General features: G+C 58.0%; 24 protein-coding genes, 1 tRNA gene, 2 pseudogenes and 1 riboswitch. Of the genes and pseudogenes, 10 read left to right on the top strand and 17 right to left on the bottom strand.

Annotation, left to right across the window (positions count from 1 at the left end; translation table 11 throughout):
* Positions 1-65: 65 nt before the first annotated feature.
* The gene (locus tag LG376_RS09760) at positions 66-1,448 is read left to right on the top strand and encodes a TetR/AcrR family transcriptional regulator (protein ID WP_225746977.1); all 1,383 of its coding nucleotides are present in this window, start codon (positions 66-68) and stop codon (positions 1,446-1,448) included.
* A gap of 44 nt (positions 1,449-1,492) precedes the next feature.
* On the opposite strand, the pseudogene LG376_RS09755 reads toward LG376_RS09760, so the two are convergent.
* Positions 1,493-2,071: pseudogene (locus LG376_RS09755) on the bottom strand (DNA-binding response regulator); the annotation flags it as partial.
* Between the two features lie 230 nt (positions 2,072-2,301).
* Between LG376_RS09755 and LG376_RS09750 the strand changes: the two are divergent.
* A pseudogene (locus LG376_RS09750) lies at positions 2,302-2,633 on the top strand (cadmium resistance transporter); the annotation flags it as partial.
* 49 nt (positions 2,634-2,682) lie between these two features.
* Here the strand turns inward: LG376_RS09750 and LG376_RS09745 are convergent.
* The 3 genes from LG376_RS09745 to LG376_RS09735 all read right to left on the bottom strand — a co-directional run bounded on the left by LG376_RS09745 (position 2,683) and on the right by LG376_RS09735 (position 4,374).
* Positions 2,683-2,756 (bottom strand) — tRNA-Pro (locus tag LG376_RS09745).
* Between the two features lie 71 nt (positions 2,757-2,827).
* On the bottom strand, positions 2,828-3,217 hold the full coding sequence (locus LG376_RS09740) for a YchJ family protein (RefSeq protein ID WP_225746976.1): 390 nt from the start codon (positions 3,215-3,217) through the stop codon (positions 2,828-2,830).
* On the bottom strand, positions 3,217-4,374 hold the full coding sequence (locus LG376_RS09735) for an alpha/beta fold hydrolase (protein ID WP_225746975.1): 1,158 nt from the start codon (positions 4,372-4,374) through the stop codon (positions 3,217-3,219). The genes LG376_RS09740 and LG376_RS09735 overlap by 1 nt, the downstream gene beginning before the upstream one ends.
* 87 nt (positions 4,375-4,461) lie before the next feature.
* On the opposite strand from LG376_RS09735, the gene secA2 reads away from it, so the two are divergent.
* The 5 genes from secA2 (at position 4,462) to LG376_RS09710 (ending at position 9,460) form a co-directional block, all read left to right on the top strand.
* Entirely contained in the window at positions 4,462-6,753 is a 2,292-nt protein-coding gene (secA2, locus tag LG376_RS09730) for an accessory Sec system translocase SecA2 (protein WP_225746974.1), read from the top strand.
* An 85-nt stretch (positions 6,754-6,838) separates the two neighbouring features.
* On the top strand, positions 6,839-7,273 hold the full coding sequence (odhI, locus tag LG376_RS09725; protein ID WP_049378119.1) for an oxoglutarate dehydrogenase inhibitor Odhl: 435 nt from the start codon (positions 6,839-6,841) through the stop codon (positions 7,271-7,273).
* Positions 7,274-7,371: 98 nt separating this feature from the next.
* Positions 7,372-8,118, top strand: a complete 747-nt coding sequence (locus LG376_RS09720) for a MerR family transcriptional regulator (RefSeq protein ID WP_049378120.1) — start codon at positions 7,372-7,374, stop codon at positions 8,116-8,118.
* A gap of 38 nt (positions 8,119-8,156) precedes the next feature.
* On the top strand, positions 8,157-8,750 hold the full coding sequence (locus tag LG376_RS09715; RefSeq protein ID WP_225746973.1) for a bifunctional nuclease family protein: 594 nt from the start codon (positions 8,157-8,159) through the stop codon (positions 8,748-8,750).
* 146 nt (positions 8,751-8,896) lie between these two features.
* Positions 8,897-9,460 (top strand): MerR family transcriptional regulator, encoded by a 564-nt coding sequence (locus tag LG376_RS09710; RefSeq protein ID WP_225746972.1) that lies wholly within the window; start codon positions 8,897-8,899, stop codon positions 9,458-9,460.
* Positions 9,461-9,746: 286 nt separating this feature from the next.
* Here LG376_RS09710 and LG376_RS09705 read toward each other — a convergent pair whose 3' ends face one another.
* From LG376_RS09705 to gndA, 4 genes are all read right to left on the bottom strand, one after another.
* Complete coding sequence (locus tag LG376_RS09705; RefSeq protein WP_225746971.1) at positions 9,747-10,589, bottom strand: hypothetical protein; 843 nt, start codon at positions 10,587-10,589, stop codon at positions 9,747-9,749.
* Positions 10,590-10,629: 40 nt separating this feature from the next.
* On the bottom strand, positions 10,630-11,478 hold the full coding sequence (locus tag LG376_RS09700) for a 3-methyladenine DNA glycosylase (protein ID WP_225746970.1): 849 nt from the start codon (positions 11,476-11,478) through the stop codon (positions 10,630-10,632).
* 19 nt (positions 11,479-11,497) lie between these two features.
* On the bottom strand, positions 11,498-12,796 hold the full coding sequence (locus LG376_RS09695) for a DEAD/DEAH box helicase (protein ID WP_225746969.1): 1,299 nt from the start codon (positions 12,794-12,796) through the stop codon (positions 11,498-11,500).
* A gap of 107 nt (positions 12,797-12,903) precedes the next feature.
* The gene (gene gndA / locus LG376_RS09690) at positions 12,904-14,355 is read right to left on the bottom strand and encodes an NADP-dependent phosphogluconate dehydrogenase (protein ID WP_005324746.1); all 1,452 of its coding nucleotides are present in this window, start codon (positions 14,353-14,355) and stop codon (positions 12,904-12,906) included.
* 59 nt (positions 14,356-14,414) lie between these two features.
* Between gndA and LG376_RS09685 the strand changes: the two genes are divergently transcribed.
* Positions 14,415-14,861 (top strand): PaaI family thioesterase, encoded by a 447-nt coding sequence (locus LG376_RS09685; RefSeq protein WP_198493027.1) that lies wholly within the window; start codon positions 14,415-14,417, stop codon positions 14,859-14,861.
* Here the strand turns inward: LG376_RS09685 and LG376_RS09680 are convergent.
* From LG376_RS09680 to LG376_RS09665, 4 genes are all read right to left on the bottom strand, one after another.
* Entirely contained in the window at positions 14,858-15,052 is a 195-nt protein-coding gene (locus tag LG376_RS09680) for a hypothetical protein (protein WP_225746968.1), read from the bottom strand. The two genes, LG376_RS09685 and LG376_RS09680, sit on opposite strands and share 4 nt — an antisense overlap.
* Positions 15,053-15,276: 224 nt before the next feature.
* The gene (locus LG376_RS09675) at positions 15,277-16,485 is read right to left on the bottom strand and encodes an IS110 family transposase (protein ID WP_225746082.1); all 1,209 of its coding nucleotides are present in this window, start codon (positions 16,483-16,485) and stop codon (positions 15,277-15,279) included.
* A 324-nt stretch (positions 16,486-16,809) separates the two neighbouring features.
* The gene (locus LG376_RS09670) at positions 16,810-17,718 is read right to left on the bottom strand and encodes a trans-acting enoyl reductase family protein (protein WP_225746967.1); all 909 of its coding nucleotides are present in this window, start codon (positions 17,716-17,718) and stop codon (positions 16,810-16,812) included.
* A 23-nt stretch (positions 17,719-17,741) separates the two neighbouring features.
* The gene (locus tag LG376_RS09665; RefSeq protein ID WP_225746966.1) at positions 17,742-18,815 is read right to left on the bottom strand and encodes a magnesium and cobalt transport protein CorA; all 1,074 of its coding nucleotides are present in this window, start codon (positions 18,813-18,815) and stop codon (positions 17,742-17,744) included.
* 108 nt (positions 18,816-18,923) lie between these two features.
* On the opposite strand from LG376_RS09665, the gene LG376_RS09660 reads away from it, so the two are divergent.
* Positions 18,924-19,526, top strand: coding sequence for a bifunctional 2-polyprenyl-6-hydroxyphenol methylase/3-demethylubiquinol 3-O-methyltransferase UbiG (locus tag LG376_RS09660; protein ID WP_198493029.1), 603 nt, complete (start codon positions 18,924-18,926; stop codon positions 19,524-19,526).
* Here the strand turns inward: LG376_RS09660 and LG376_RS09655 are convergent.
* The 4 genes from LG376_RS09655 to LG376_RS09640 all read right to left on the bottom strand — a co-directional run bounded on the left by LG376_RS09655 (position 19,523) and on the right by LG376_RS09640 (position 24,081).
* Positions 19,523-21,058 carry a bifunctional hydroxymethylpyrimidine kinase/phosphomethylpyrimidine kinase gene (locus LG376_RS09655; protein WP_225746965.1) on the bottom strand — a complete coding sequence of 512 codons (1,536 nt, stop codon included), beginning with the start codon at positions 21,056-21,058 and terminating at the stop codon, positions 19,523-19,525. The genes LG376_RS09660 and LG376_RS09655 overlap by 4 nt on opposite strands.
* Entirely contained in the window at positions 21,051-21,680 is a 630-nt protein-coding gene (gene thiE, locus LG376_RS09650; RefSeq protein ID WP_225746964.1) for a thiamine phosphate synthase, read from the bottom strand. The genes LG376_RS09655 and thiE overlap by 8 nt, the downstream gene beginning before the upstream one ends.
* The gene (gene thiM / locus LG376_RS09645) at positions 21,681-22,493 is read right to left on the bottom strand and encodes a hydroxyethylthiazole kinase (RefSeq protein ID WP_225746963.1); all 813 of its coding nucleotides are present in this window, start codon (positions 22,491-22,493) and stop codon (positions 21,681-21,683) included. It lies immediately after the preceding gene.
* Positions 22,481-22,578, bottom strand: a riboswitch (TPP riboswitch). It overlaps the preceding gene by 13 nt.
* 159 nt (positions 22,579-22,737) lie before the next feature.
* Positions 22,738-24,081 (bottom strand): NAD(P)/FAD-dependent oxidoreductase, encoded by a 1,344-nt coding sequence (locus LG376_RS09640; protein WP_005324756.1) that lies wholly within the window; start codon positions 24,079-24,081, stop codon positions 22,738-22,740.
* 233 nt (positions 24,082-24,314) lie between these two features.
* Here LG376_RS09640 and LG376_RS09635 point away from each other — a divergent pair, with 233 nt between their 5' ends.
* A complete protein-coding gene (locus tag LG376_RS09635) occupies positions 24,315-25,628 on the top strand; it encodes a class I SAM-dependent methyltransferase (RefSeq protein WP_225746962.1) in 1,314 nt (437 codons plus the stop codon).
* Positions 25,629-25,654: 26 nt separating this feature from the next.
* On the opposite strand, the gene LG376_RS09630 is transcribed toward LG376_RS09635, so the two are convergent.
* On the bottom strand, positions 25,655-26,563 hold the full coding sequence (locus tag LG376_RS09630) for a Dyp-type peroxidase (RefSeq protein ID WP_225746961.1): 909 nt from the start codon (positions 26,561-26,563) through the stop codon (positions 25,655-25,657).
* Positions 26,564-26,949 lie beyond the last annotated feature (386 nt).

Genomic DNA, 26,949 nt, shown 5'->3' with positions numbered 1-26,949 from the left:
GTGACTCAACTTATAAAGTGAATGTATCCCAAGCAAATCTGCATGAAATCGCTAGGATTGTGTTTGTGAACAATCTTGAAGGCACCGTTTCCCATGCGGGCTCGACTAGGCAGCGCTTGCTGGATCAGAGTGCCCGTATCCTGGCTAAGGGTGGGCGCGACGCTTTAAAGGTTTGTGCTGTGGCGGAGCAGATCGCTGTTCCCGTCGATGAAGCTAAGTCTTTATTTGAAGATGACCATGACCTTTACATTCAGACCATCCGGTTCTTAGATGAGCGTCTCCGAGTAGCCTCCTACGAGGCACTCGATAAACTGCCGGATGGCGCGACCGCAATTCAGAAACTTCGCGAGTCTGCCAAGGTCTACTTCAACTTGGCTCTTGATAACCCCACCTGCTTCGCCGCCTATAACAACTGCGAGACGGCAACGAGCTTTCCCAACTTTGAGGACGGCATTGAAGAGTCGAAAAGCTTTGATGCCTTCCCGCCCACTTTCCGCCGGATGCTTGAACGCATGCGGGAAGCCGCCATTGCAGCACGCGGCGATTTTGATCACCGCTTGGTAGTGATCCAAGCACTTACTTTCTTATCTGAGTTGCAGGGCATTACTCACTTGGCCACGTTCGGCATTATGCGTCACCTCTCGCCCACTGCGAAGAAGCAGACCTTCAATGTTTGCATTGAGACTTTATTCTCTGGGCTGGAACTTAGCTTGCGTGACGGGGAGATTGCGCCCTTTGAACCGCTAGCACTCGTTGGCGAACCAGCGGGACCGTTTACTACAGCAGCAAAGGACATGCCAAAGTCTACGGCTGAGGAAAAGCGTGCAGCCATCTTCCGTGGTGCGGCGGAAGAGATTGCCTATAACGGTCTTCCTAGCTTGCATCTCGGCTCTGCTGCTGCGCGAGCAGGCGTAGATTTGGCAGACGCGGAGCATCTTTTCGATGGTAATTCTCACCTGCAGCGCTCTTTGGAAGAGTCTTTGGATGAAGCCAATATGCTAGCGATCATGCGCCAGAACCAGGCCGTGCCAGAAGGATCCCACGGGCTGGATTATATTAAGGCAACCGGCTTCGGATATTTGGAGTATGCGCTGGAAGACCCCGTCGGCTTTGTCGCCCTCATTGAGGTATCAAGCCGCTCGATTGTTCCCGTCTCTTTCGAAGAGTCCGGCGATACTGAGCAACCATTCGATATGAGTAAGGCCTTCACCTTCATCATGAATCTGGTGCGCGATGCCATTTCTGAGTCGAATGGGCCGCGATCGCCATGGATTCTCTTCACCCAGATTGCGGCGCTGTGGGCCTGCATCCACGGCTTCTCGCAGTTGAGTACCGTAGGAGCCTTGCGCTATCACTCGGCTGATTTCTACTCCAACCTAGCTTCCAAGGTGATGGACGTAGTCCTTCAGGGCATGGTCAATGTCCTTGAGCTAAAGAAGCCAGAATAGGTATCCAGACATAAAAGGAGGCCCGCAGCGGTCGCCCTTTTCAATATCCATCCTTGTGCTTGCGAGGTAGTTGTTGTCTCATAGCGATGTGCAGTTTCAGTTTTGGAGATGAGCGAAGAGACAATATTGCGCACTGTGCCAGTGCTCAGATGAAGGTGCCCGGCAATCTGGCGGGTGTCGCTGCCCTCCAAGACATGACGTGTGACCTCCCTTTCGCGTGCGGTTAGTGGATTGTCGGGCGTGAAAATTGTCTCTTGGGCCAGTGCAGGGTCAATGACCTTTAGGCCGGCGTGCACTCGCCTAATGGCTTCGGCAAGTTGTTCGGGTGGGGTGTCCTTGACTACGAAGCCAGCTACGCCCGTTTCCAAAGCACGTTTGACGTAGCCACTGCGCCCAAAAGTCGTGACAATCAGGCTGCGGCAACCAATGCCCTCTAGTTCAGCGGCTGCATCAAGACCGTTCTTACCGGGCATTTCAATATCAAGTAGCGCAACGTCGATGCCATGCTTGGCGACGACCCCCTCCTCTGTGCCCGTTGCGCACTCAGCCACAACGCTGATATCCGGCTCTGTCTCCAAGAGGGCAACTAGCGCCCCACGGTCCAATGATTGGTCCTCATCAATGAGAAATCGGAAGGGTTAAGTCATTGCCTGAGCCTCCGGCGCTAGTAAGAGGAAGAAAGTCCGTGTCGCCATTCATAGTAACCAAGGCCAGAGTACAGCCATTGCGGCGCGCAAGGAGCAGCTGTCCGCCAGCATCTGTTATGCCTTTGCACAAACCGTCAATCCCGCCGTGGTCACGAGAAAGGCTTTCGTCAGCGTCAAACCCGCAGCTATTGTCCACCGCCAGTGTTTTGGGCCTATGGGCAGCGTGGCAAGCATTTCGGGGCGAGGACGACGATGAGGACGTTTCCAGCAAAAAGCTGAGCACACTGGCGGTAGCCGGAGTGACCTTTGCCAACGGAGGGGACAATATTGGTGTATACGTGCCGGCGTTTACCACCTCTACGCCGGCTGAGGAGCGATCTATTGCGTGGTCTTCTTAATCCTCGTGGCGCCCCTAGTGTGGGCAGCGCGGTTTGTGGCAACGCGGCCGGGCATTGCAGAAGCACTGGAAAAGTGGGAAAGCGTGCTGTTTCCCACGGTCCTCATTCTGCTGGGAATTGCGATCTTGCTTGCAGTGTAAACGCGGAATAGAAAAAGCCGGCACCTTCACGGTGCCGGCTGAATATTTGTCGGGCTAACAGGATTTGAACCTGCGACCCCTACACCCCCAGTGTAGTGCGCTACCAAACTGCGCCATAGCCCGCCGTCGAACTGTGCGACTTGTCTAGATTACATCAGTAGGATTCTACTGTGAAATTTGGGGTGTAACCTGCGCTAAAACTCGCCGCTGGAGTACACCCAAGCGCCGCCGACGCGGCGAAACGAGGAACGCTCGCGTTGTGAGCCAACGGCCGCGCCTTTATAAAAGGCCTCAAACTCCACCACGCCGGAACTATCGAGCAATCCGCCTGCTTGGGTATCCAGGATATCGAGGCGATAAAACCGGACGGGAGAATCAGCCAAGTCGAGTGCTGCAGGGCGAGTATCGGGATCCCACGTACGAAGGAGATAGGCTTCGTCGCCAGTAACAAAGGCGCTAAAGCGCGAGCGCATGAGCGCCTCCGCAGTGGGGGCGTTGGTGCCGGCATGGTACTTGCCACAGCACTCGCCGTAGGTCAGGCCGGTGCCGCACGGGCAGCGGCGCGAGGAATCAAAAGCCGCCATTAGAGCGCGTCCACGTCCACGATGGTGACGTTGCCGAGCATGCGCTCCACATCGGTGTCCTTCGCGGCAGAGCGCAGGGCAGCCTCTTCTTCCGCTGAGAGTTTTCCGACAAGCTCGATGCGGCGCTCAAAGCTGGCGGGGCCGGTTTGGGTGATGCTCACGTGGACGTCGTCAAGCGCAAGCCTCTTGCCGGCATCCTTGACTGCTTGGGTAGCGGCCGTGGCCAGCGCGGACATAATTAGGCCCTCGGCGGTAAAGCCCTTACCCTTGCCGCCATTCTTCTTCGTGCGGTCGGCACTGAGGCTGTGGTCATTGTGGCGGACGACCACGCCGAATTTGGTGCCGGTGGCCGGCTGCGCAACTGCGGCGTCGGTTCCTACTTCTTCTGGCCGATAGTCAGGAACGATAAACTGCTCGGCCCACGCACCGATGAGATCCGCAGCGCGGGCTGCCGTGCCCTGCTTGGTGAGCAGATGATCGGCCTTGTCCAAGGAAACCAAGGATTTGGGGTAGCGCGTGAGCAGAAAGATATTTTGCGCATTGTCTATGCCCACCGTTTGGTCAATGGGCGAGTGCAACACCATCAGTGGCTTGCGGAGCTTGGGCAGGTACTCCTCGGGGTTGGTATCCGCCAAGTCCTCGAGGAACTTGCGGGAAATGATAAGGCCGCGGCCGCCGAGGATGACTTCCACCTCGCCGTTGGCATCGACCTCGCCGATTTTGTCCGCATAGTGCAGCACGGAGTGGGCAGGATCAAAGGGCGCGCCAATGGTGGCTACCGCCTTGAGTGATTTCATGGTGGTGGCCGCCTTCAACGCGGCAGCTCCACCTAGCGAATGGCCCATGAGTAATTGCGGGGCAGAGTAGTTCTCCGTCAGCCAGGCGGCAGCGGCATGGATATCATCAACGTTTTGGCTAAAGGTAGTATCGCCAAATTCACCGGCGGACTGGCCAAGGCCGGGAAAATCGAAACGCAAAGTGGCGATGCCGAACTCAGTGAGCTGTTTCGCAGTGCGGGCGGCGCCGGGAGTGTGGCGCGAGCCGGCGAAGCAATGGGCAAAGATGGCATAGGCGATCGGGGGAGAATCCGGGAAGTCGATGGTTCCGGCCATCTCGGTTCCCCGGCTCGAAGGCAGCTTAACATTGACGGATTGCATGAGAACTACAATAACGGGCCTCTTACCCGCAAGCCATACCAGGTTGACTACAGTCGATAGGAGCAATCCAAATAAGGAGGATGAGGTATGGGCGCGTTCGATTGGTTCTGGAAAGCAATGGGCTCGCAAAGCGAGCGTAACGATAAGAAATCCAAGGCCATCGTGGGTTCAGCCGATGAAGCGGCTCGGGCATTGGGCCAGCAGGACGACGCAGCTGTAGCCCAAGCTGCACGCGATGCCGTTGCAGGCGGCGAGATTGCGGATAAGGCGCAGTTCCTCGCGGCCCTGGCAGTAGCGTGCGAGCGCACCCTAGGGATGCATCCCTTCAATGTGCAGTCCCAAGCCGTACTGCGCCTGCTTACCGGAGACGTCATCCAAATGGCCACCGGCGAAGGCAAGACTTTGGTGGGTGCCATGGCGGCTACGGGTTTCGCGTTGACTGGCAAACGCGTCCACGTTGTCACCGTCAATAACTATCTTGCCGCCCGCGACGCCGAATGGATGCGTCCTGTCGTGGAGTTCTTTGGATTGAGCGTTGCCTCGGTTACGGAGGGCATGACACCGGATGAGCGACGCGCTGCGTACGCGCAGGATATTATCTACGCACCGGTCAACGAGCTGGGCTTTGACTTGTTGCGCGATAACCAAATTACCGACCGCTCTCACACGGTGCAGACAGCCGGCGACGTTGCCCTCGTGGATGAAGCCGATTCCGTCCTAGTGGATGAGGCCCTTGTGCCCCTAGTGCTGGCCGGTAATCGGCCAGGTGAGGCCCCCACTGGGCACATCACCAATGTGGTTTCTCGGCTGCGCGAAAAGCTGGACTACTCCATCTCTGAGGACGGCCGCACCGTTCAACTGACCGAGACTGGTGCCCGCCGCGTGGAGCAGGAATTGGGCATTGATTCGCTTTATTCGGAGGAGAATATCGGCACCATCTTGGTGAAGGTCAACCTCGCCCTGCATGCCAAGGCCCTGCTTATCCGGGACATCCACTACATCGTGGTGGATGGCAAGCTGCAGCTTATTGACGCCTCCCGGGGCCGCGTTGCCGACCTACAACGCTGGCCCGACGGGCTCCAAGCGGCAGTAGAAGCCAAGGAAGGCCTAGAGGTTTCCGAAGGCGGGCGCATCCTCGACACCATCACGCTGCAAGAACTTATGCGGCGTTATCCACTTGTGTGCGGCATGACGGGTACCGCGGTGGAGGCGACCGATCAGCTGCGGCAGTTCTATGATCTTCATGTATCCGTGATCGACCGCAATAAGCCGCTGCAGCGCTTTGATGAGCAAGACCGCATTTTTGCGACCGTCGATGATAAATCCGCCGCCATCGTGGAGGAAATAGCCACCATTCACGCCACGGGGCAACCCATCCTTGTGGGCACGCAGGATGTAGCCGAGTCGGAAGATCTGGCGGATGCTCTCCGCGAGCGGGGCATTGAAGTCAATGTACTCAACGCCAAAAATGATGAGCAGGAGGCACAGATCGTCGCCGAGGCCGGCGATATTGGACGCGTTACCGTCTCTACGCAGATGGCCGGGCGCGGCACCGATATTAAGCTGGGCGGTGCAAACGAAGCTGACCACGATGCGGTAGCGGAATTGGGTGGCTTGGCGGTTATCGGTACCTCCCGCCACCGCACCGCCCGCTTGGATAACCAGTTGCGCGGCCGTGCAGGCCGGCAGGGCGATCCGGGCCTGTCCCTATTCTTCGTCTCCCTCGAAGACGATGTGGTCCAGCAAGGCGGCGACGGCGAGACTGTGCGTGCCCAACCAGCAGAAGACGGGCGCATTGAATCCAAGCGAGTTAGCGATTTCGTGGCACACTGCCAGCGGGTGACCGAGGGCCAACTACTCGAAATTCATGCCCAGACCTGGAAGTATAACCAGCTTCTAGCTGATCAGCGCATTATTATTGATGAGCGCCGAACCAAGCTATTGGATACTGATCAAGCGTGGCAGGAACTATCCCAACGTGCTCCGGAGCGTGCAGCAGAGCTAGCAGAGGTTCCAGAGGAAGCCCGCATCAAGGCCGCGCGCGAAATCATGCTGTATCACTTGGACTTGGCCTGGGCCGACCACCTAGAGCTCATGGACGATGTGCGCGAGTCGATTCATCTGCGCGCCATCGCCCGAGAGACTCCCATCGACGAGTACCACCGCATTGCGGTGAGGGAGTTTAAGGACTTGGCTCAGAGGGCCGTCGACAAGTCTGTGGAGACTTTCCGTACAGTGCTTATCGACGCCGCCGGGGCACACCTCGATGACGCCGGCCTCGCTCGTCCGAGTGCTACATGGACCTACATGGTGTCCGATAACCCCCTTGCTGGCAAGGGAAATTCCGTGCTGAGCGGCATCGGAAACATTTTCCGGTGAAATTATTCCCCACGAAGGGGTCACGGACTCACATGAGTCGCTAGTATTGTTATAAGTAACTCGTAACTAATCCCCGGAGGTAACAATGAGCGAGAACACCGGAACCCCGGAACCACAGGTAGAGACCACATCTGTATTCCGCGCAGACCTGCTCAAGGAGATGGAAAACGGCGCGAATGGCAATGATGCTACCGTTGCCGGCACCGACAACCTGGCGGAAGGTCAGGCCCTCCTCGTGGTAAAGCGTGGCCCGAACGCAGGTGCCCGCTTCTTATTGGATCAGGCGACTACTACCGCCGGCCGCCACCCTGAGGCAGACATCTTCCTCGATGACGTTACGGTGTCCCGCCGCCACGCGGAGTTTCGCAAGAATGATGACGGCAAGTTTGAGGTAGTTGATGTGGGATCCCTGAACGGAACCTACGTTAACCGCGAGCCTCGCAACTCCCAGGTGCTCGAGGTAGGAGACGAAATTCAGATTGGCAAGTTCCGCTTGGTTTTCATCGCTAACCAGAGCTAATTTTTTACGTAGACTAGCCGCGCTTCCTTACTAGGAGGGGCGGTGTAGTCTACTTATGGCACGATAAGAACTTTCAGTACCCCTAAGAGATAGACACAGTGAGCGCAGCAGATTCTTCGGCAGCAGCAGTACGCCGCACCAGCCCTAAAGCTAAGAAGCCAAAGACCATGTCCATTGGTGTGGTTTTGGAAACGCTGAATCAGCAATTCCCAGACGTCACGGTGTCTAAGATTCGCTTCCTCGAATCTGAGGGGCTCATCAGTCCACAGCGCACGGCCTCTGGCTATCGCCGCTTCACCCAAGAAGACGTGGACAGACTGCGGTATATTCTCACCACTCAGCGCGATAACTATACGCCGCTGAAGGTTATCCGCGAGCAGCTAGAAGCCATGGATTCCGGCCAGGTGACCGCCATTGTTTCTGCGGGAAATGCAGAAACCCTACTCTCGCCGCAGCAGTTTAGGGCCCCTGTGGTCACGCGCCTGACCGATGTAGAGGTAGCTACCCAAGCTAGTGCCAGCGAAGATGATGTAGCTTCCTTGGTTAAATATGGCCTCATCCGCCCAGATGCCGCAGGCTTTTTCAATACCGACGACGTGGCCATTGTCTCTGCCGCAGTGGCGCTTAAGGCATTTGGTTTTGGCGCCCGTGAGCTCAAGTCCCTGCGCAATAACGCCCGCCGGCAGGCAGACCTGATCTCCCAGGCGGCAGCTCCCGTGGCGCACTCAAACTCTGATACCGCGCATCAGAAGGCAGAGGAAATCTCCCAGCAAATGACCGCTCTAGTGGTCTCCCTGCACGCAACTCTGGTGAAGTCGGATCTGCGCGACGAATACCACTCCTAATACACACGTAATCCCGCGTTTGTGGGAGAGTGGTATTTATGAGTGATGTATCCCTAGAGTTTCACGGTATCCACCAGGTAGGCCCCGAAGACGATGTGTGCGCTGTGCTGCGCTGGCCGGAAGAGAACCGGTTGATCCCCGTGTGGATCTCCCCGATTGAAGGCATGCAACTAGCTGCCGCTTTAGACGGCCACCAGCCTAATCGTCCCACCTCGCACGATCTTATCTGCGAGGTACTAGAGGGCACTGGCGGGGTAGAGGCCATTGAAATTGCCAACTACCACCAGGGAACGTTCATGGTAGATATTAAGGCTCCGAACGGCGAGGTTTATGACTCTCGGTTGAGCGACGCACTTGCCGTATCCGAATATTTCCACGTCCCCATTTCAGCCGAGGCGGACCTCCTTGCCCAGGTTTCCGTGTATGCCAGTGATGCAGACGTGAAAGAGTACTTCGACCTGGAAATTTCCACCCACGCCGCAGGCGATAATCTGCCGGCCAGCGAAAACAATGATTCCTCGACCTCGGCGTCGGGAAATGCCCAGGCAGATGCGGATTTTGAAGCCATGATGAGGTCTTTGGGTATGGAGGAAAAGGATTTCCTATCGGGGGATGACGACGAAAAAAGTTAATGACACGCGTGTGACTAATGGTGACAATGGGGTTTGAGAAGTCTAAAGTTGTACTTGACAGTTGAGCAAGCAGCGCTTGACGGGCGTATGCGCTTGGCTTTTAATTGATCTTTAGAACTTCCAACAAACCCCATTGGAGTAATTACGTGAGCATTAACGAGGACTCCCAGTCCGAATCCACCTACGTACAGGAATCGCTCTTTGACGTCGGACCCGACGAAGAGGTGGGCTACCGCGTTCCCATCGCTTGCCAAGTTGCCGGCATCACCTACCGCCAGCTGGACTATTGGGCTCGCACCAACCTGGTCAACCCTTCCATCCGCACGGCGCGCGGCTCCGGCTCCCAGCGCCTGTACTCCTTCAAGGATGTGCTGGTACTCAAGATCGTTAAGCGCCTGCTGGACACAGGCATCTCCCTGCAGAATATCCGTTTGGCAGTTGAGTCCCTTCGGGATCGTGGTGTCAATGACTTGGCAAAACTCACCCTCGTATCCGATGGCACTACCGTTTATGAATGCCGTTCCAACGATGAGGTGATTGACTTGCTCGCTGGCGGTCAAGGCGTCTTCGGCATTGCGGTTCCGGGCATCTTGAAGGAACTATCCGGCACCATTTCTTCCTTCCCTTCGGAGCGCATCGAAGACTTCGCCGAGGACAACGTGGTCGGCCTCGACGAGTTGGCTGCTCGTCGCAAGCGCAAGAGCTCCTAAGCTCGTCCACACAGAATCCACCCTCCTTCCCAGCTCACGGGGAAGAAGGGTGGATTTTTGATCTCTATCGCCACGATGACAACATGCAAGATCGTCCTGTTCCGTGCTGCGTGGCTCGCGGGATCGAGGTCGAGCCCAAGCGCTTAGTGCCCTAGCCGACTCTCAGCTTATATTTGGGAAAGTGCCCGTAGCTCCGCGGTGTAGGGGAGCACTAGCCACTATGAGCCGACAAGAAAGGCACCGAACGATGCCTCGTTCGGTGCCGTAGGCAAGGAAGATCTGCGTATTAGACCCCTGCGGCCTTATTAATTGCTCTAGAGACCGTCGCCTCATCGGCTGAGTCAACAGAGGTGAAGCTATCAGCTGCGGACTTCAGTGCGGCATCGACATTGCCTTCACCGACATGAACGACGCTGAGGGAAACGTCCTTGGAGGCGGCGTCGTCAAGAGCGGATGTGAATTGCGCATCATCCATGTCCTGCTCGGTGCCAGTAGTTACTACGACTACCCGTGCTTTGTCGCCAGTTCCTGCGGCTTGATCGGCGGCATTCGCGACAGCTGCTACAACGGCGCTGCGCGTTTGCGGAACACCGCCGGTTCCAAAGCCACCGAGCGTGCCGGATACAGCGTTGCCATCGCCAAAGCCTAGGTTTTGGCGGAAACCAACCGTGGCGGTCTCAGAGATAGGAGAGGAGTAGTTCCACAACGAGACTGCCCCGCCGTCTGCGGCTAGATCAGAAGCAGTGGTGCCCAAGGCTTGGGCCACAGGGCCGTACATCGGCGCCATGGCCGAAGATGTATCCAGAAGGAGGAGCGTATTCTCCGCCATCGTCACATCGGCCTTGGGAGCTGCTGCGGAACTCGTCGCTGCAGCGGAGCTTGTCGGGGAAGAACTCTTGGGGGCAGCGGAGGTGGAAGCACTGGAAGTAGCTGTCGTACTGTTCTCCGGTGCGTCCTCGGTGCTGCTTTCCACTGCGGCGGGTGCGGCGGAGTCTTCGCCGTCGTCGTTGCCTGCGCCGCGCAAAAGGAAGACCACCAAGGCAATTATGGCCAGTAGCGCGATAATAGCCACCGCAATAACCCATCCCGCTACTGCGAAGCTATTTTTCCCGTTTGAATGCCGTGCCATGTGGTGTCTTCCTCCCAAGCAAACTGCCGTTGTTAATGGCTCATTCTAGCGGGGCAAGTGCCTGATCTATCACAGCGACAAGCCGGTCTCGCAGTGGTTTAGCTGTGAGCGCCAGCGTTCTTTGCCTCGAGACGTACTCGGCCTTGCCCTCAGGGGTCTCGATGGGTACCACGCCAAGTCCCCAATCACGGCAGTCATAAGGAGATGCCTCCATGTCAAGGATGCGCGCTTCAATCGCCAAATCCAGACATTCAAGGAAAAGTTCGCCTGGTACGAGAGGTCCCAGCTTCCAGGCCCACTTATATAGATCCATCGTGACGTGTACGCAGCCTGCCTGGTCATTGTCGGGCTGATCTTCACGATGCAGGATAGTGAGGTTAAGAGGGCGAGCAGGAGGGGTAAAGAACCGGAAGGCATCATAGTGAGAACACTTAATTGAGTGCTCATCGACAACCCGGTTGGTGCCGTCCGCACCGAGCCGCAAGGGCAGCGAATGACGCGGGGAATCTGTGTGGTAGACCATTGCCCATTCATGCAGACCGAAGCAGTCAAAGTGGACCGGATTGGTAGCGGAACGCCGAAGCAGATTGGAGATATAGCGAACCGAGTCACCACGACGCTCTAGAAAGCTGGCGAGGTCGACGGTGATGCCTTCTGAGGTGGCGTAATAATCCCGCCATTCAGCGTGCGGAGGAGTGCCTGCTAGCGCAGTTCCTACACCCGGGTGCCAGCGCTTAAGGTGAGAAGGACGTACGGGGTAGTACTCAAAGAGAAAATCGAAAACAGGGTGGTAGCTGCCAGGATGCCGGAAGCGCTCCAAGCGGTCTGTGGCTTGCTTTTCGTGTTCATGCTGTTGAGCACTCCAGTCCTCAGGGCTCAAGATGCGCATGAGCGTTTACCTCCTTGACTTAGCGGCGTCGGCGGCGGGCGACTTTGCCGCCTGAGCGGCGGCGTTGGGAATTGGATTTCTTGACTGGTTTTGCTGGTTTCTGCGGCGCGTCCTGCCCGGGTGGGGGAAGGGCAGGGCCATTGGGCTTGCGAGCACCCGTAATCTCCTTAAGGATCGGTGCGCCAGCAGGATTGTCACGGTGAGAAATATCGTGCTCGGTAGCCGTGACGCCAGCCTTTTCTATGAGTGCAGCTACTTCTTTGCGTTGTTCATCCATGACCAAAGTGATCACGGTACCCGCAGCACCACCGCGTGCCGTGCGGCCGGCGCGATGGAGATAGGCTTTGTGCTCTGCGGGCGGATCGACGTGAACGACGAGTGAAACGTCCGCAATATCGATACCGCGGGCGGCAATATCGGTGGCGACCAAGACCGGAATGCTGCCATCGGCGAAGCCTTCGATTGCGCGGGTACGCGCGCCTTGGCCTTTATCGCCATGCAATGGATAAGCGTTGATGCCAGAGCGACGCAATTTCTTGACCTGCCTGTCCACGCCGTGCTTGGTGCGCATAAACATGATGGTTTTGCCTTGGCGGGCAGCGATGCGCAGCACCACCTCGTTGCGGGCGGGACGCTCGCCGACGAAAAAGAGGTGATGGGACATGGAATCCACTGCAGCTTGCACCGGGGCTGTGGAGTGGACCACCGGGTCATGGAGGAATTGCTCCACCAGCTTATTGACTTCGCCGTCAAGCGTCGCCGAAAACAGCAAGCGCTGGCCTTGCACCGGAGTTAGGCGCAGAAGCCTGCGTACCTGGGGCAAAAAGCCCATATCGGCCATCTGGTCGGCTTCATCCAGTGCAGTAATCTGGACCGCATCCAAATGCAGCTTGCCCTGGTCAATCAAGTCCTGAGCACGACCAGGGGTAGCGACAAGGACATCGACGGGGCGGGCGAGGGAGCGGATATGGTGATTAATGTTTACCCCGCCCACGACAGCGAGCACTCTTAAGCCCAGCGTCGCCGCAGGTTCATCAAGGCGATGATAAATTTGAGTAGCCAATTCGCGCGTTGGGGCGAGGATGAGCGCACGGGGATGAGCAGTCTTGGACGCGCCTGTTCCGGCAAGGCGGGCAAGCATGGGCAGGCCAAAGGTATAGGTCTTGCCCGACCCGGTTGGGCCGCGGCCGAGTACGTCTTTGCCGGCTAGGGCGTCGGGAATCGCGGATTTTTGAATAGGAAACGGTTCGGTAATGCCTTGGTTGTGCAGAACGTGCACCAGGCGCTGGGGAAGGCCGAGATCGGCAAAGGTAGTCATCGCCTTCCCATCCTATCGGCAGCGAGTCGAATCGCCGCATTCGAATCAACACGCCTGTTAGAAAAGTGAAAGGGGCCCCGAAGGGCCCCAATCAAGTCAATGCGAACCTAGTCGGTCTGGGTCAGGCTGCGATCGCCGGACCACTCAATGTGGAAGGTGCCCGGCTTGTCGGTGCGCTTGAAGGTGTGGGCGCCGAAGAAATCGCGCTGGCCCTGAATGAGAGCGGCCGGCAGACGCTCGGCACGCAGGCTGTCGTAGTAGGAGAGAGATGACGCAAAGACCGGTGCCGGCAGTCCCAGCTGGGTAGCGGCGACGACCACGCGGCGCCATGGGTCGATGAGATCTTCCAGCTCGCCCTTGAAGTAGGGATCGAGGATGAGGGCGGGCAAGTCCGCATTATTGTCATAGGCTGCGCGGATGCGATCCAAGAACTTGGCGCGGATGATGCAGCCGCCGCGCCAGATGGTTGCTAGATCGCGCGGGTCAACGTCCCAACCGAATTCTTCGGACCCAGCCTTAATCTCGTCAAAGCCCTGGGAGTAGGCAATGAGCTTGGCGGCATAGAGCGCGCGGCGCACATCCTCGATGAACTCGGCCTTGTCCACATCGAGCGCCTTGATGGTGCCGGCGGGAAGCTGGCCTTCTTGGGCGGCACTGCGCTGCGCGGTGGAGGAGGACAGCGCGCGGGCGAAGACGGATTCGGCAATACCGGTAATCGGAACGCCGAGTTCCAATCCATTGATGGCAGTCCAGCGACCGGTGCCCTTCTGGCCGGCGGCGTCCACGATGATGTCGACCAGCGGAGCGCCAGTCTCCGGATCCTTTTGGGCCAGAACCTCGGCGGTGATTTCAATGAGGTAGGAATCAAGGTCGCCGGAATTCCATTCGCGGAATACCTCTGCGATCTCGGCCGGCTCCATGCCTGCGCCATAGCGCAGCAGCTGATAAGCCTCGCCGATGACCTGCATATCGGCATACTCGATACCATTGTGGACCATCTTCACAAAGTGGCCGGCGCCGTCCGCACCAATGTGGGTTACGCACGGAGTGCCGTCCACGTTGGCAGCGATGGACTCAAGAATCGGGCCGAGGGTCTCCCACGACTCCTTGGGGCCGCCGGGCATGATGGCCGGACCGTTGAGCGCGCCTTCCTCGCCACCGGAGATTCCGGCACCGACGAAGTGCTTGCCGCGGGCGGCTACGTCCTTCTCGCGGCGAATGGTGTCAGTGAACAAGGCATTGCCGCCGTCGATGATGATATCGCCATCATCCATGGCCTCGGCCAGCTGATCGATAACGGCATCGGTGGCCTTGCCAGCCTTGACCATAATGATTGCCTTGCGCGGGCGCTCCAAGGAAGCCACAAAGTCTTCGATGGTTTCCGAGGGCACGAAGTTGCCTTCCTCACCGTGGGCCTCAATGAGTGCATGAGTCTTTTCAGGGCTGCGGTTATACACCGCTACGGTATTGCCGTTGCGGGCAAAGTTACGGGCCAAATTAGAGCCCATGACCGCCAGTCCCACGACGCCAATCTGAGCAAGTTCATTCTTATCAGTCATGCTGCCTATCCTACGTCACTAGGCTGCGAGGCTGGCATCAATGGCTAGGCTGGTGGACTATGTCGGATACGCAGAAACTCAATGACTTGCTCCACCTCGCGCACACGCGAGTGCTCAACGCAGAAGAACTGGAGTCTCTCAATGCCTTAAACGGTGGCCTTGCGGAATTGCTAGGACTGCAGTTCACCCACGTGGGCCCGCGCGAGGTCCGTGCGAAACTGCAGGTGCTGCCGGAGCATCACCAACCTTGGGGAGTAGCCAACGGCGGGTTGTATTGCTCCATCGCAGAAACCGTGGCCTCCATTGCCAGCGTGGCGGCTGCCGACGCCCCCGCAGTCGGCGTCAATAACTCCAGCGACTTCATTCGCTCGACAGGCGAGGGCGAGTTGGAAGCCGTGGCCACGCCGGTCCAGCTAGGCGGCCGCACCCATGTGTGGAGCGTCGAGATGCGGCAAGGCCGCGAGCTTATCGCCCGCACCACCTTGCGCACTATGATTCTGCGCTAGTTCATCCGAGCGGCGGTAAAAGACATGCCGTGGGCGGAAAGCCGCTGCAGATAGGGCTTTCCAAGTCCGGTGGCCGGGGTGAGTACGCCGCCTGCGCGGCTAGTACCGGAGCGCGAATCGAGCAAGCAGAGCGCAGCCTGGCTCAGCATCATTGCGGTGACTTCATAGCCCGGGTCGCCTTGTGCCGACACAGTTGCTCGCCAGCGTTGGCCATCTTCGGTAATGCCGTGGTGGCTGACCTGGAAATGTGCACCGCTAGGTCCGGGGGTGTTCCTATATAGGTTGTCAACTCCGCGGGTGGGCTTGTTGGGGGTGTGAAGGGTTTCTGCTTCACGTTGTGGATGTTGTTTTCGGGCATCTTGAGGAGCCGATTGGGCTTGCTGCTCAATCGGCTTGAGGTGCGGTTCTGTTGGTTCTAGGCTGCTGCGGCCTCCCGGACTGTAGAGATGTCTCGGTAGAGCTCGCCGCTTCGCATCATGGCGAAGAGAACGTTTAGGCGTCGGCGTGCGAGTGCGACGACTGCGGCGTTGTGTCTTTTGCCTTCTTTGCGTTTTCGTTCATAGAATTGCCGGGAACGCTCGTGGAATCTGATCGATGCAAAAGACGATTGCCATAGGGCGTTCTTTAATTTTTTGTTGCCAGCCCGGTTGGGCGAACTCGACATAATGGACGTTCCCGACTGATTCGTCCGCGGTGATAGGCCTGCATAGGACGCTAGGTGCGCTGCATCGGGGAAGTCGGACATATCGCCAGCAGTCATGAGGATCTGCGCCGCACTACGCGGGCCGATGCCGGGCATGGATAAAAGAATCTCGGTTTGAGGAATATCCTGAATGAGCTTAAGTACCTGCGCTTCGATTTCCTTGCGATTCTCTAATTTGGCCAATGCATCTTTGGCGGACATTGCTACGCCTAGTTCGGCGTATTCTGCGCCAGCAATGGACACGGTCTGTGCGTGGATGGCAGCAAGCATGGCATCGATGACAGGTTCAGGATTGCGCGCTTTGTGGCTGCGTGCAAAGGCTGCCAGGCGTGTTCTGCCGATGCGTCGAATCTTGGTGGGGCCACCGTATTTCGCAAGTAGGTGGAGAATCCACTTTCGGTGAATCATCTGTCCGCGCAGGACATGTTCGAAGGCAGGATAGGTTCCTACGAGCGCGGATCGCATCTGGTTAATCAGGCGTGTGTAGGCCCGAGCGAGGTCTTCGTCGATACCGTTGAGAACTTTCAACTGGATAAAGACTTCCTCAACGCGGTCGACGCTGCGCAGGGCGTCCGGAAGGTTAAGACCGGCATGGGCGATGACGTAGGCGTCGCGCACATCAGTCTTGGAGTTGCCGACGTGGATGCGAGAGAGCTGCCGCATCGCAAGCCCGGGTAGATAGCGAACGTCTGCCCCCATGTCTTGGGCGACTGTGACGGTTAAACGGCCGATGTTGTTGGGCTGATCGACAATGACAAGGACCGAAGCGTTGTCGGCGATGAATTGGCCGAAGAGCTTGCGTAATGAGCTTTCATGCTGGTTGATGCGTTTGGACAGGACTTGCCTGCCTTGAGGGTCGAGGACGCAGGCGTGGTGGAAGTATTTGCCGACGTCCACGCCAATGACGAAGTCATAGGCCATGGGTGTGTGCCTCCTAGCGATGAATTAGAAGTTGGACTATTTAAGCTTCATCGCTGGGGTTGTCGGACATACTTGCGCTGGCATCCACATTACTGTGAGACCTCATACCACCTGGGCTGGGTCAGGTTCCTATTAGCAGTTCGAGTATGTCACTGTCTTCGGCGGCATCACCCCCCGGATCATTTTCAGACAGGGGCGGGAATAAGCCATACCGAAGCCAGCGACTAGTTCCACTGTCTTTTCAGACGGAGGGAACGGAAATAAACATAACCCGCCCAATCGGGTGGACAGACCATGAATCTTCGGCGCCCTGAGGTGGAACTGCTAACAACGTAATGTGGGCAGGACCTTTTCCACCAGTGGGCGCAGGCGCGACTGAGTGCCATCAAAAAGTAGCTTGGTGGCGAGCGCCAGCCCATAGGCGCGGGCGCGACCGGGAAGACCGGTGCCCGCCCACCATGCTTCCTTGTAAAACAGGCGTGTGCCCCACGCGCGCCCTAGCAGAGCGTTAGAGCGGCGCACCACGCGGGTATTGAACATGGACATGAAAAATGGTCCTACCCAGCCCACGCCGTCGATTTCTTTGATTTCGAAGTCATTCTGGAGGCCGTCTAAGCGTGGCCCGGCCTTGGGATCCGGGTCCAGTGAGTAAGGATTGTGCAGGTTGCGGGCTACATCTTTATCCGCGTGCGCGGCGTGCGAGACCTGCAGGGAAGACTCGATGGTGCCCGGTGAGATTCCGCCTTTGAGCTTGTCGACGACCATCTGCACCCGTGTAAACGGCTTTCCTGCCGCCTGGTAGAGATTGAGCATGCCAATATCCGAAGGGACGGAATCAAAGCCGCAGGAGTGAACGATGCGCGCACCCGTGGATTGGGCGGTGGCGTGGTGGGAATCGATGCTTCGGCGAATAAAGGGAACCTCACCGCAGAGGTCAACATAATCTACGCCATGGTGCGCGCAGGCGGCAACGACGTGGCCGCCATACAGGCTGTAGGGTCCGACCACGGTGATTAGTACCTTGGTATTTTCCACCATGTGCTCCACAGCGTCGGCATCATCGGCGGCGGCGATGGCGATGTCCCAGTGCTGATTGAGTTCATCGCGCAGTGCGGCTAGCACCGGTCGGTTCCGGCCGGCCAGAGTCACAGAGGGCGCGTTAATCGAGGCAAGGTAGCGCGCCACCAATTGGCCGACCAGCCCGGTAGCGCCGTAAACAGTGATATCGCTCATAGTGCACGAGCGTACCGGAGGGATTAGAGCCAGTGGTTCTTTCGGAACCAAGCCCACAGGCTCACAACGACCAAGATCATAATGATAATCGCCATGGGGTATCCCAGCGCCCAGTGCAGCTCCGGCATGATGTCGAAGTTCATCCCGTAGATACCCGCCACCAGGGTAGGCGCGGCCCACATACCAACGACTGCGGAAATCGTGCGCATGTCGGAGTTCTGCTGCATGGTTACCTTGGCTACCGAGGCGTCGATAAGCGAGGTAAGACGCTCATCGAAGCTGGAGACCTGGTCCTTGACCACAAGCTCATGGTCGTTGACGTCGCGCAGGTAGGAGCGCAATTGTTTGGAAATTAAATCCTTGTGGTCAGAAACCATGGACTTCAGCGCCACTGAGAGCGGGTCAATGGCATGCTTCATCTCTAGCACCTCACGCTTGAACATGTAGATGCGGTCCACATCAAACTTGAGGTTCGGGGTGAAGATTTCTTCTTCCAGCTCATCGACTTCGATACTGATAAGGCGGGAAATCTCCGAGTAGCGGTCCACCATCATATCCAGGATTTTCCAGGCCATGGCCACCGGGCCAAGCTCCACCAAGTCCTGTTCATCTTCCACGGTATAAGCCAGGTTGGGCAGCTTTGCGCCGTGGCGCACGGTGATGATGAAGTTGGAGCCCATGATCATCTGGATCTCACCGGTGGAAATGATCTGGCGCTTATCCGTGACCTCATCATGATCGCGGTAGTTCACGGAACGCGCGACCACGAAGAGCTGATCATCGTAACGCTCGAGCTTGGGGCGCTGGTGGGCCATAACGGCGTCTTCCACGATAAGTTCATGGATGCCAAACTGGGAGGCCACTTTGGTCATTTGGGACTCATAGGGCTCATGCAGGCCCACCCAAATAAATCCGCGGCCGTATTCCTCTATGGCTTCCAGCGCGGAGCTGGTGGAATACTCCCCGGGAAGCGCCTCGCCATCCACAAAAACGCGGCAATGTTCGATGGCGCGCTCCGGTGGTACCGGCAGGGAAGTGGGCTTACTAGGAGGCTCGGATTTCTTGCGGCCCCTAAAGGGTGAAGGTACGGATGGCATCTTTTCAGCCTCCTTTGCGCGGTAGTGCGGGTATTTTCCCAATGGGCAGGCGGCGATTTTACGCAGCGGGTAAATCTTACACCGAAGCCGGGTAATATAATCGAATCTATGCCTACGTGGAAAGAAGTAACCGAAGCTAATCCCGAGCACTCCCATAACTTTGCCCGCAAATGGAAGGTGCTTGCCGCACAGGGCAAAGACATCAATGGCGAGGCCCGGCTTATCGACGCCATGGTGGAACGCAACTCCACCATCCTCGATGCCGGATGTGGCACCGGCCGCGTCGGCGGCGAACTGCTTCGCCGTGGCCACAGCGTTGTGGGCGTCGACGTAGACCCCATTCTCATCGAGCACGCTGAGCACGATTTCCCAGAGGGGCAATGGTTCGTGGGAGATCTGTGCGAGGAAGAGGTGCCAGAAGGCCCCTTCGATATCGCCGTGTCCGCGGGCAATGTCATGGGCTTTCTAGCAAAGGACGGCCGCGAACCCGCGCTGCGCAATATCTATAATTCTCTAAAACCAGGCGGTCGCCTCGTCAGTGGCTTTGGCGAGGGCCGTGGGTGGGAATTTGCTGATTTCCTCGACATGGCGCAGAAGGTGGGCTACCGAGTCGACTTCACTTTCTCCTCGTGGGACATGAAGCTCTTCTCGGAGCATTCCACCTTCCTCGTCGCCGTTCTTTCGCGCCCTGGTTCGGACTTGCTGGCCTAAAAGCGCCTATCGGCTTGGTCGAAGAAGTCGACCTCATGGTGGCTGGCGGTGATATAGGCGCGCTCGGCCCGCAGGCGGGTGCGCTCATCCGCCGCGGAGAGAGCTTGTTCGACGATATCGAGGCTAGCGCGAACCCCGTTGAGGAAGTCCTCGCCGCCATACATGGACAGCCATGAGTGATAGGGGTGTTCGGGGGAATCAAATTCTGCGAGGTGGAGGCCCACTTCTGCATATAGCCAGTAGCAGGGCAGTACCGCCGCAGCGCCCACCACGTAGTCATCCGTATGCGTCGAACGGATCAGGAAATCCGTATAGGCGCTAGTTACCCGGGAGGCTGCGGTCGTGATATCGCTCTCGAGCCAGCCGCGGTGCAGCTCCGCCTCCACCGCCAAGCAATCATGCGCTCCCTCAGCCCAGTGCAGTTGCTGTGCCGCTTCTGGGGCTTGGCTGGCGAGGCGAGCCAACGCCTTGGAGTAAGCATTCAGGTACTGGGCATCTTGGTCGAGGTAGAAGCCAAAGGCATCCTTCTCCAACGCTCCCGTGCCCAAGGCCCGAATAAAGGGCAGCGCCTTGATCGCCTCCCAGTGATCCCCGGCTAGGTTCCACAGGCGTTGCGTATGCGGGCCGGCCGCGGGAACGCGGGGCTGGTCGACGTTTGCCGGTTCTACCAGGTTGCCGGATAAGTACGGCTGGGGCAGGGTAGACGCCGCCTGCATGAGACGCTGCGAGCGGTGCAGGTGGTCCACGGGCCCGTGTCCCTTGCCCACGTGAAGCGCATCCGCATGGGCAATGGCCTCATGCAGCCACTGGGTGGACCAAACCAGAGCTGCGGCGGGGTTATCGCCGGCTCCCAGGCGCGTGGCTAGGGCAGAGGAAAGGGAACAGCCAGTACCATGCGTATTCTTCGTGTCCACACGGCTGGAAGCAACGCGGTGCACAGCCCCATCCGCATTAACCACCGCATTGTCGGCGATGTCGGCATCGAGGTGCCCGCCCTTGACGACGACCGCGGTACCAGCACCCTTCGCCCATTCCTTCGCCGTGGCAATGGCCTCTTCTAGGTCGCTCGCCTCGTTCGTGTGAGTAAGGACTGCCAATTCTTTTAAGTTCGGGGTGATGAGATCCACCTGGGAGCAGAGATCGCGCACGGCCTGTTCTGCTTCCTCTTCCAGCAGGCGATCTCCGCTGGTAGCGACCATGACCGGATCAAGTACCACGGGAACATCGGCCGGCAGGCGCCGCAGGAAGTCTGCGACCTTGGCGGTAATGGCGGCGTCGGCAAGCATGCCAATCTTTACCGCATCAATCTCCACATCGTCGATGACGGAGTCTAGCTGCTCCTGCAGAAAGTCCACCGGTGGTACGTGGACGCTGCGGACACCCTGGGTGTTTTGAGCCACCAACGCCGTCACGACGCTCATACCGTAGCCGCCTGCGGCAGAGATGGATTTCAGATCGGCTTGAATTCCTGCTCCGCCGGTAGGATCAGTACCGGCAATGGATAGTACTCGGGGATAGATGCCTTTAGCCATGGAAAGCCTCCTTAAGGTGGGCGGCGATTGCTGCGGGGTCCTCGGCCGCCATGATGTCGCTGACTACGCAAATTCCGGCAAACTCGCTGCCCGCCAGCTCGTGCGCATTATGGGTCTTGATTCCACCGATGGCGACGGACTCGATGCCACGCTCATGTGCGGTGTGAGCGAGTGCTGCGGCCGTAGCCGTACCCATGCCGGCTGGGGCGTTTTTCTTCGTTGCAGTCGAATGCACGGGCCCGATGCCGATGACGTCTGGGCGAGCATCGTCCGCAATAGCAGCAAGCTCCTCGTTACTGCCGATGGATAAGCCAATAAGCTGTCCCTCACCCAGCTTCTCTCGGGCTTCGCGAAAAGCCATATCATCCTGCCCAATGTGCAGGTGGCAGCCGAGCTTTGCTGCCACCTCGACGCGGTCATTGATAAATAGTGGGACATCGCCCAGTACGTCAAGCAATTCGCGTGCGGTGCGCTCGATCTGTTCATCGCTAGCTTCCTTGTCCCGGAGCTGGACAACGGTAACGCCGCCGCGTACAGCCTCCTGCACGATGGGGACCACGTTGTCTCGCCCGCCAGCCAGATCTGGATCGGTGACCAGGTAGAGCGTCCAGTCAATAGCCACTTAAACCTCCTCCACATCATTGAGCCTGACTAGGCCCTCGATATCCGCGGTCGGAACATCATAGAGCGCATCCAGCCAAGCAACGGCAAAGGAGCCGGGGGCGTGGTGCTTCTCGGCGGCCACGCTTCCCGCCGCACCAACGTGCGCGTGGGCGGCGATGATCGCTTCGAAAGGATCCTCCCACGCGGCCAGATATGCGGCGCAGATAGCACCGAGGGAACAGCCAGTACCGATGACGTTTTGGAGCATCGGGTGCCCTGATTCGAGGTAGACGGCACGCGTTGTAGCGCCGACGTGGACGATAAGGTCTCGGGGGCCGGAAATGGCCACGACGGCGCCGGTATCCCTGGAAAGTGCTACTGCCGAATCCAGGGCGGCTTCCACGCCATCGGTAGATTCGACGCCTCGGCCGCCCCGTCCGGTTCCTGCGAGGGCAATGATTTCTGAGGCATTGCCACGGATCGCGCCCGGGCCAAGTGGCAGCACCTCGCGCATGAAGTCGGTGCGGCGGCTCAGGCCGCCGGCGCCTACCGGATCGAGTACCCAGGGGGTGTGCGCGGAGTTCGCCCCAGCGATGGCCTCGCGCATGCCGCCGTATTGTTCTGAGCTGGGCGTACCGCAATTGATGAGTACGCCGCTGGCTACCTGCGCAAATTCGCGCGATTCCTCTGGCGTATCGACCATTGCCGGGCTAGCCCCGATGGCCAGCAGGGCATTGGCAGTGACGTTGCTGACGACCTTATTGGTCAAACATTGAATAAGCGGCGTGGACTCGCGCACAGCGTCGTGTGCGCGCAGAAAAGCATAATCCACAACTATCCCTTCGCTAGTTCTAACTGAGTGCAGGTTCGATGGGTATTTCTCAGCCGCACCGTGTGCGGCACCCCATGTTGCGTCTCTCAGCCTAACAAAGGTCACGGAAACTATGTGCGAAAACCAGCGTCCGGGTATCCAGTTGTGGAATCGCCGGCGCTAATAACGGGTAGTCCGGGAAAATAAAAATCGCCGCCCGCAGCCTGCGTGCAGCAGGTGGGGCGGCGATGCGAGCGAGGAGATATTACTTCTCGTTCTTGTTAATGATATTGCGCGCGATACGCTGCTGGGTGGTGATTTCCAGATTGCCGCGGTCGCGGGAGAGGATATTGGTTGCCCAGTTAACCAGCACGGCCAAGCGGCTGCGCAGACCAATGACGTAGGTCAGGTGCAGGCCAAGCCATGCTACCCAACCAGCAAAGCCACCGAACTCGGTCTTGCCCAGCTTAACGACGGCGTTGAAGCGCTTGACGATGGCCATGGAGCCCTTGTCGAAGTAGTCGAAGGCTTCCTTCTCATTAGCGGTAGATTCCTCGTCCACCTTGGCCTGAATGAGCTTAGCGACGTGCGCGCCACCCTGGATTGCAACCTGTGCCAGACCCGGCAGGCGGTTGAGGGAGATCATGTCACCGACCATGTAGACGTTATTGTGCTCGCCTACGGTCAGGTCCTCGTTGACGGAGACGCGACCTGCGCGGTCTGCCTCGACACCAGCCTGCTCTGCAACCATCTTGCCCAGTGGGGAAGCGGCCACACCGGCGGACCAGATTTTGGTAGCACCCGTCAGGGTGGTCTCTTCCTCGGTCTTCATATCCTTGTAGGTGACAGTATCTGCGGTTACGTCGGTCACCATGGCGTTGAGGTGAACCTGTACGCCTTCCTTTTCCAAGGTGCGCTGCGCCTTGCGGCCTAGGCGCTTGCCAAATGGTGGCAGTACCTGTGGGGCGCCATCGAGCAGGTAGATCTTGGCGGAGGTGGTGCCGTAGTTGGAGTAGACATCGTTGAGGGTACGGTTTGCCAGTTCGGCAATCTGGCCGGTGAGCTCAACGCCGGTTGGGCCGGCACCAACGATGATGAAGGTGAGCAGGCGCTCGCGCTCTGCGGGGTCGTCAGTAAGCTCAGCCTTTTCAAACGCCGAGATGATGCGGGAACGCAGCTCCAAGGCATCGTCCAAGGTCTTCATGCCAGGAGCGAACTCGGCGAAGTGGTCGTTGCCAAAGTAGGACTGACCGGAACCTGCGGCGACAACCAGGGAGTCATAAGCATAGGTGCGGGAGAACTCGTCCTGCTCGGCGGTCACCGTCTGATCCGCCAGATTGATATCAGTTACCTCAGCGTTGACGAAGTGGACGTTGTCCTGATCGCGCAGCAGCTGGCGGGTGGAAGGGGCAACCTCACCGGCGGAAATCATGCCGGTAGCTACCTGATACAGCATCGGCTGGAACAGGTGGTGGTTCTTCTTATCAATGAGGGTGATTTCCACATCGGCGTTCTTCAGCTTCTGAACGGTGTTGAGACCACCGAAGCCGGCTCCAACCACGACGACGTGGTGGCGGCCACCGTTGGGGCGATAAGGGGTATCAGTCATGGATTTAATGCGACCTTCCTCAAGAAAGCTAATGTTTAGTACCCATACAGTCTAAACATTTCAAACAGAACGCGCATACTTAATGACTGATAAACTTCCGCCGCTGCGTTGCGGATTCCGTGGGAAGAACCGGCGAGGCTGTGCGGAGCGCCTAAACCGGGGTGCGCACAAAGCTGACTAAGGTTGTTCCGGATAGTGACTTCCTCCGCCCACCAAGGAGCGCACCTGGCATTATGTCTTTTACCCGCCCTGAGCATTTGAGCTCTATCGATGCAGAATCCTGGCCCAATGTGGCTACGGTTCCCGCACCTCGTTGGCCTGGAATGAAAGCCCGCCGGGCAGAGGCTGAATTTGCCAAGGCCTGCGATGATGCCGGTCTAGAACTTGACCTCGAAGCCGAAGGTGGACCAGATCTCAAGGTGGGGCATGATGCCTTGTTTGAGCGCATTGCCGCTAGCGGTTGGCTGGGATTTGCGGAAAGCTATATGGCAGGAGAGTGGACCGTCACCTCCTCCTCGCAGCTGGTAAAGGTGCTCGGCCGCCTATTGGGAGCAGGCTATCTCCCCAAGGCCAAAATGCTTGGTGCTGGTAAGTCGGAGCCAGGGGAGCTGCCACTGGAATTGGTTCGGCTCTATGCCGGCGATGGATTAAGCCATGTAGGTGGGATTTTTTCCAGTGGCGTACCGACCACCATTAGGGAAACGGTGGAAAGCTATAGCCCCAAGGCCGGCCGCAAGGAGCCGAAGAGCCACTTCGTCGATGTCACGACGCTGAGTGAGCCCACGAGTGTGGACAGGGATGACCTAGGAGATGCGCAGCGCCGCGCGGCGGATTGGCTGCTTGACGTCACCCGTAGCGGCGCCGGAACCCACCTGTTGGTGTACCCGGCTGCCGGAATGCAGCCGGCGATGCGGGCGACTAAGCGGCGCGCTACGGTAGACGTTTTGACCAGTGATGTGGACCAAATGAGCCACATGCGCGAGGCCCTCGTACTAGAGGGGGCAGACGATTCCATCCATATCGAGCGCATTCCCGGCGTCGTCCCGAACCCCAAGCAGTGGCACGGGCACTATGACGCCATCGTCACCGTAGAAAAGGTAGAACAACTCAGCGCTAGTGAGCGCAAAGACTACATCCGCGCAGTCGACCGGTTCTTGACGCCTAATGGGCGGGCAGGAATCCAATCCATCGTGGCGACCGAATCGATGACGGAAGCCGGTAAGGCCTCGCTTCAGGCCTTGCGAGCCTATGTGTGGCCGGGGTTGGACTATCCGCGCACCACGGAGATGCACCAGCTAGTAGATAAGAACTCCAATTTGCGCATCGTGTCCGAAACTCACGTGGGCACTCATTATTTGGAGTCCCTGCGTCAGCAGCGATCCTTTTTCGACGGGCACCTGCGAGAGGCAGCGGCCGCTGGGTTCGACCCAGTCTTCCGCCGCTTGTGGACCTTCCAATTTGCCCTCCGCGAGGCCCTTATGACGCTCGGGATGATTGACTCGGTGCAATTTGGGTTGGCCCACCGCAACCGCGGGGGACGGCGTTAGGCGGCCGGCCGTTAAGCAGGTGGCCCTTAGGCCGGCGGCAGCTCGTCGAAGTTCTTCATCAGATCCGCGCTGGGCACAAAGAAATTGGTGCCTGTAAGCGCGGTGGAGAAGTCCAAGATGCGGTCGTAGTTTCCCACCGGCTTGCCAATGAACATATTGCGCAGGCGCTCCATTACGTTTTCTGGATCCTTGGCATAGCCAATGAAGTAGGTGCCCATCTCACCTGCGGCGAAAGAGCCGAAGACCATGTTCTCGCGATAAATATCTTCCTCTAGGTCATTGAGGGCTACGTGAGAGTTAGTGGGCTTGGTATCGTCATCCAACTCGATATCATCGGCTTTGGTGCGGCCGATGACTTTCTCTTGTTCTTCAGTGCTCAGCTCATTCCACTTGGCAAGGTCATGGATATATTTTTGAACGGTGACATAGGAGCCGCGGGGGTAGTCGGCGTCATCGCCAAGCAGCACAGTATCTAATGCCTCTTCGGCGAGGGGATTGGCGGTGCCATCCACAAAGCCCAGCAAGTCGCGCTGATCCAGGTACTTAAAGCCGTGGGTCTCATCGATAACCCTGGCGGCATCGCCCAGCTGGTCCAGTACTTGGCGGGCCATCTCATGGCACAGGTCATAGGTATTGGCACGGAAGTGGAGAAGAATATCGCCTGGCGTGGCCGGGGCCTTATGTGCGGCATCGATTGCCTCAAATTCCTTCAGGCGTTCAGGCATAGGTGCGCTGGTCAAACGTGGCCACATGGAGGCACCAATGCCGACTACGGTATAAAGCTCGCCCTCGTTATAGCGGAAGTTTACGGATTTAAACAGTCCAGCAAACCCCGTGAGCATATCGCGGGTGGCTTGCTCGCCGCCGTCCTTGATTTCAAGGACAAGAAAGAGAGCTGCGCGGGAAGGCTTATCTACTACATGCTGAATCGTCATAACATCGATTCTACGCACCCTTTAGTGGCCAGGTCCGTTCGCTGGCTTGGAATCGCCACTGATAGAGACCTGCTTGGCCTTTGTATGCGCTAGTGTGCATTTTAGTTGAAAAATAACCGATAGCCGGGTGAGAAGATGTCGACATGGATACGAAGAAGCAGAAGAAGCGCCGCGCGGATATTCGTATTGTTTGCGCGGAAAGACGATTCATATGATGAGTCTTTTGCAGGTGTTGCGCTGACGCGCGCTCAAGAAAAAGCGATGGGACAATGTGTAGACCGCTCAGGGGTAACCTGTTGGACTGAAGAGGCACACCTGCGTGGGTGGAAAGGTCCACTGGATGTAGAACACCATCCGGAAGTGGTTTATATCGTATTTAGCGGTGG

Source organism: Corynebacterium sp. Marseille-P4611 (assembly GCF_916618765.1).
Taxonomy (GTDB): domain Bacteria; phylum Actinomycetota; class Actinomycetes; order Mycobacteriales; family Mycobacteriaceae; genus Corynebacterium; species Corynebacterium marquesiae.
This window is presented reverse-complemented; position numbering and strand designations above follow the sequence as displayed.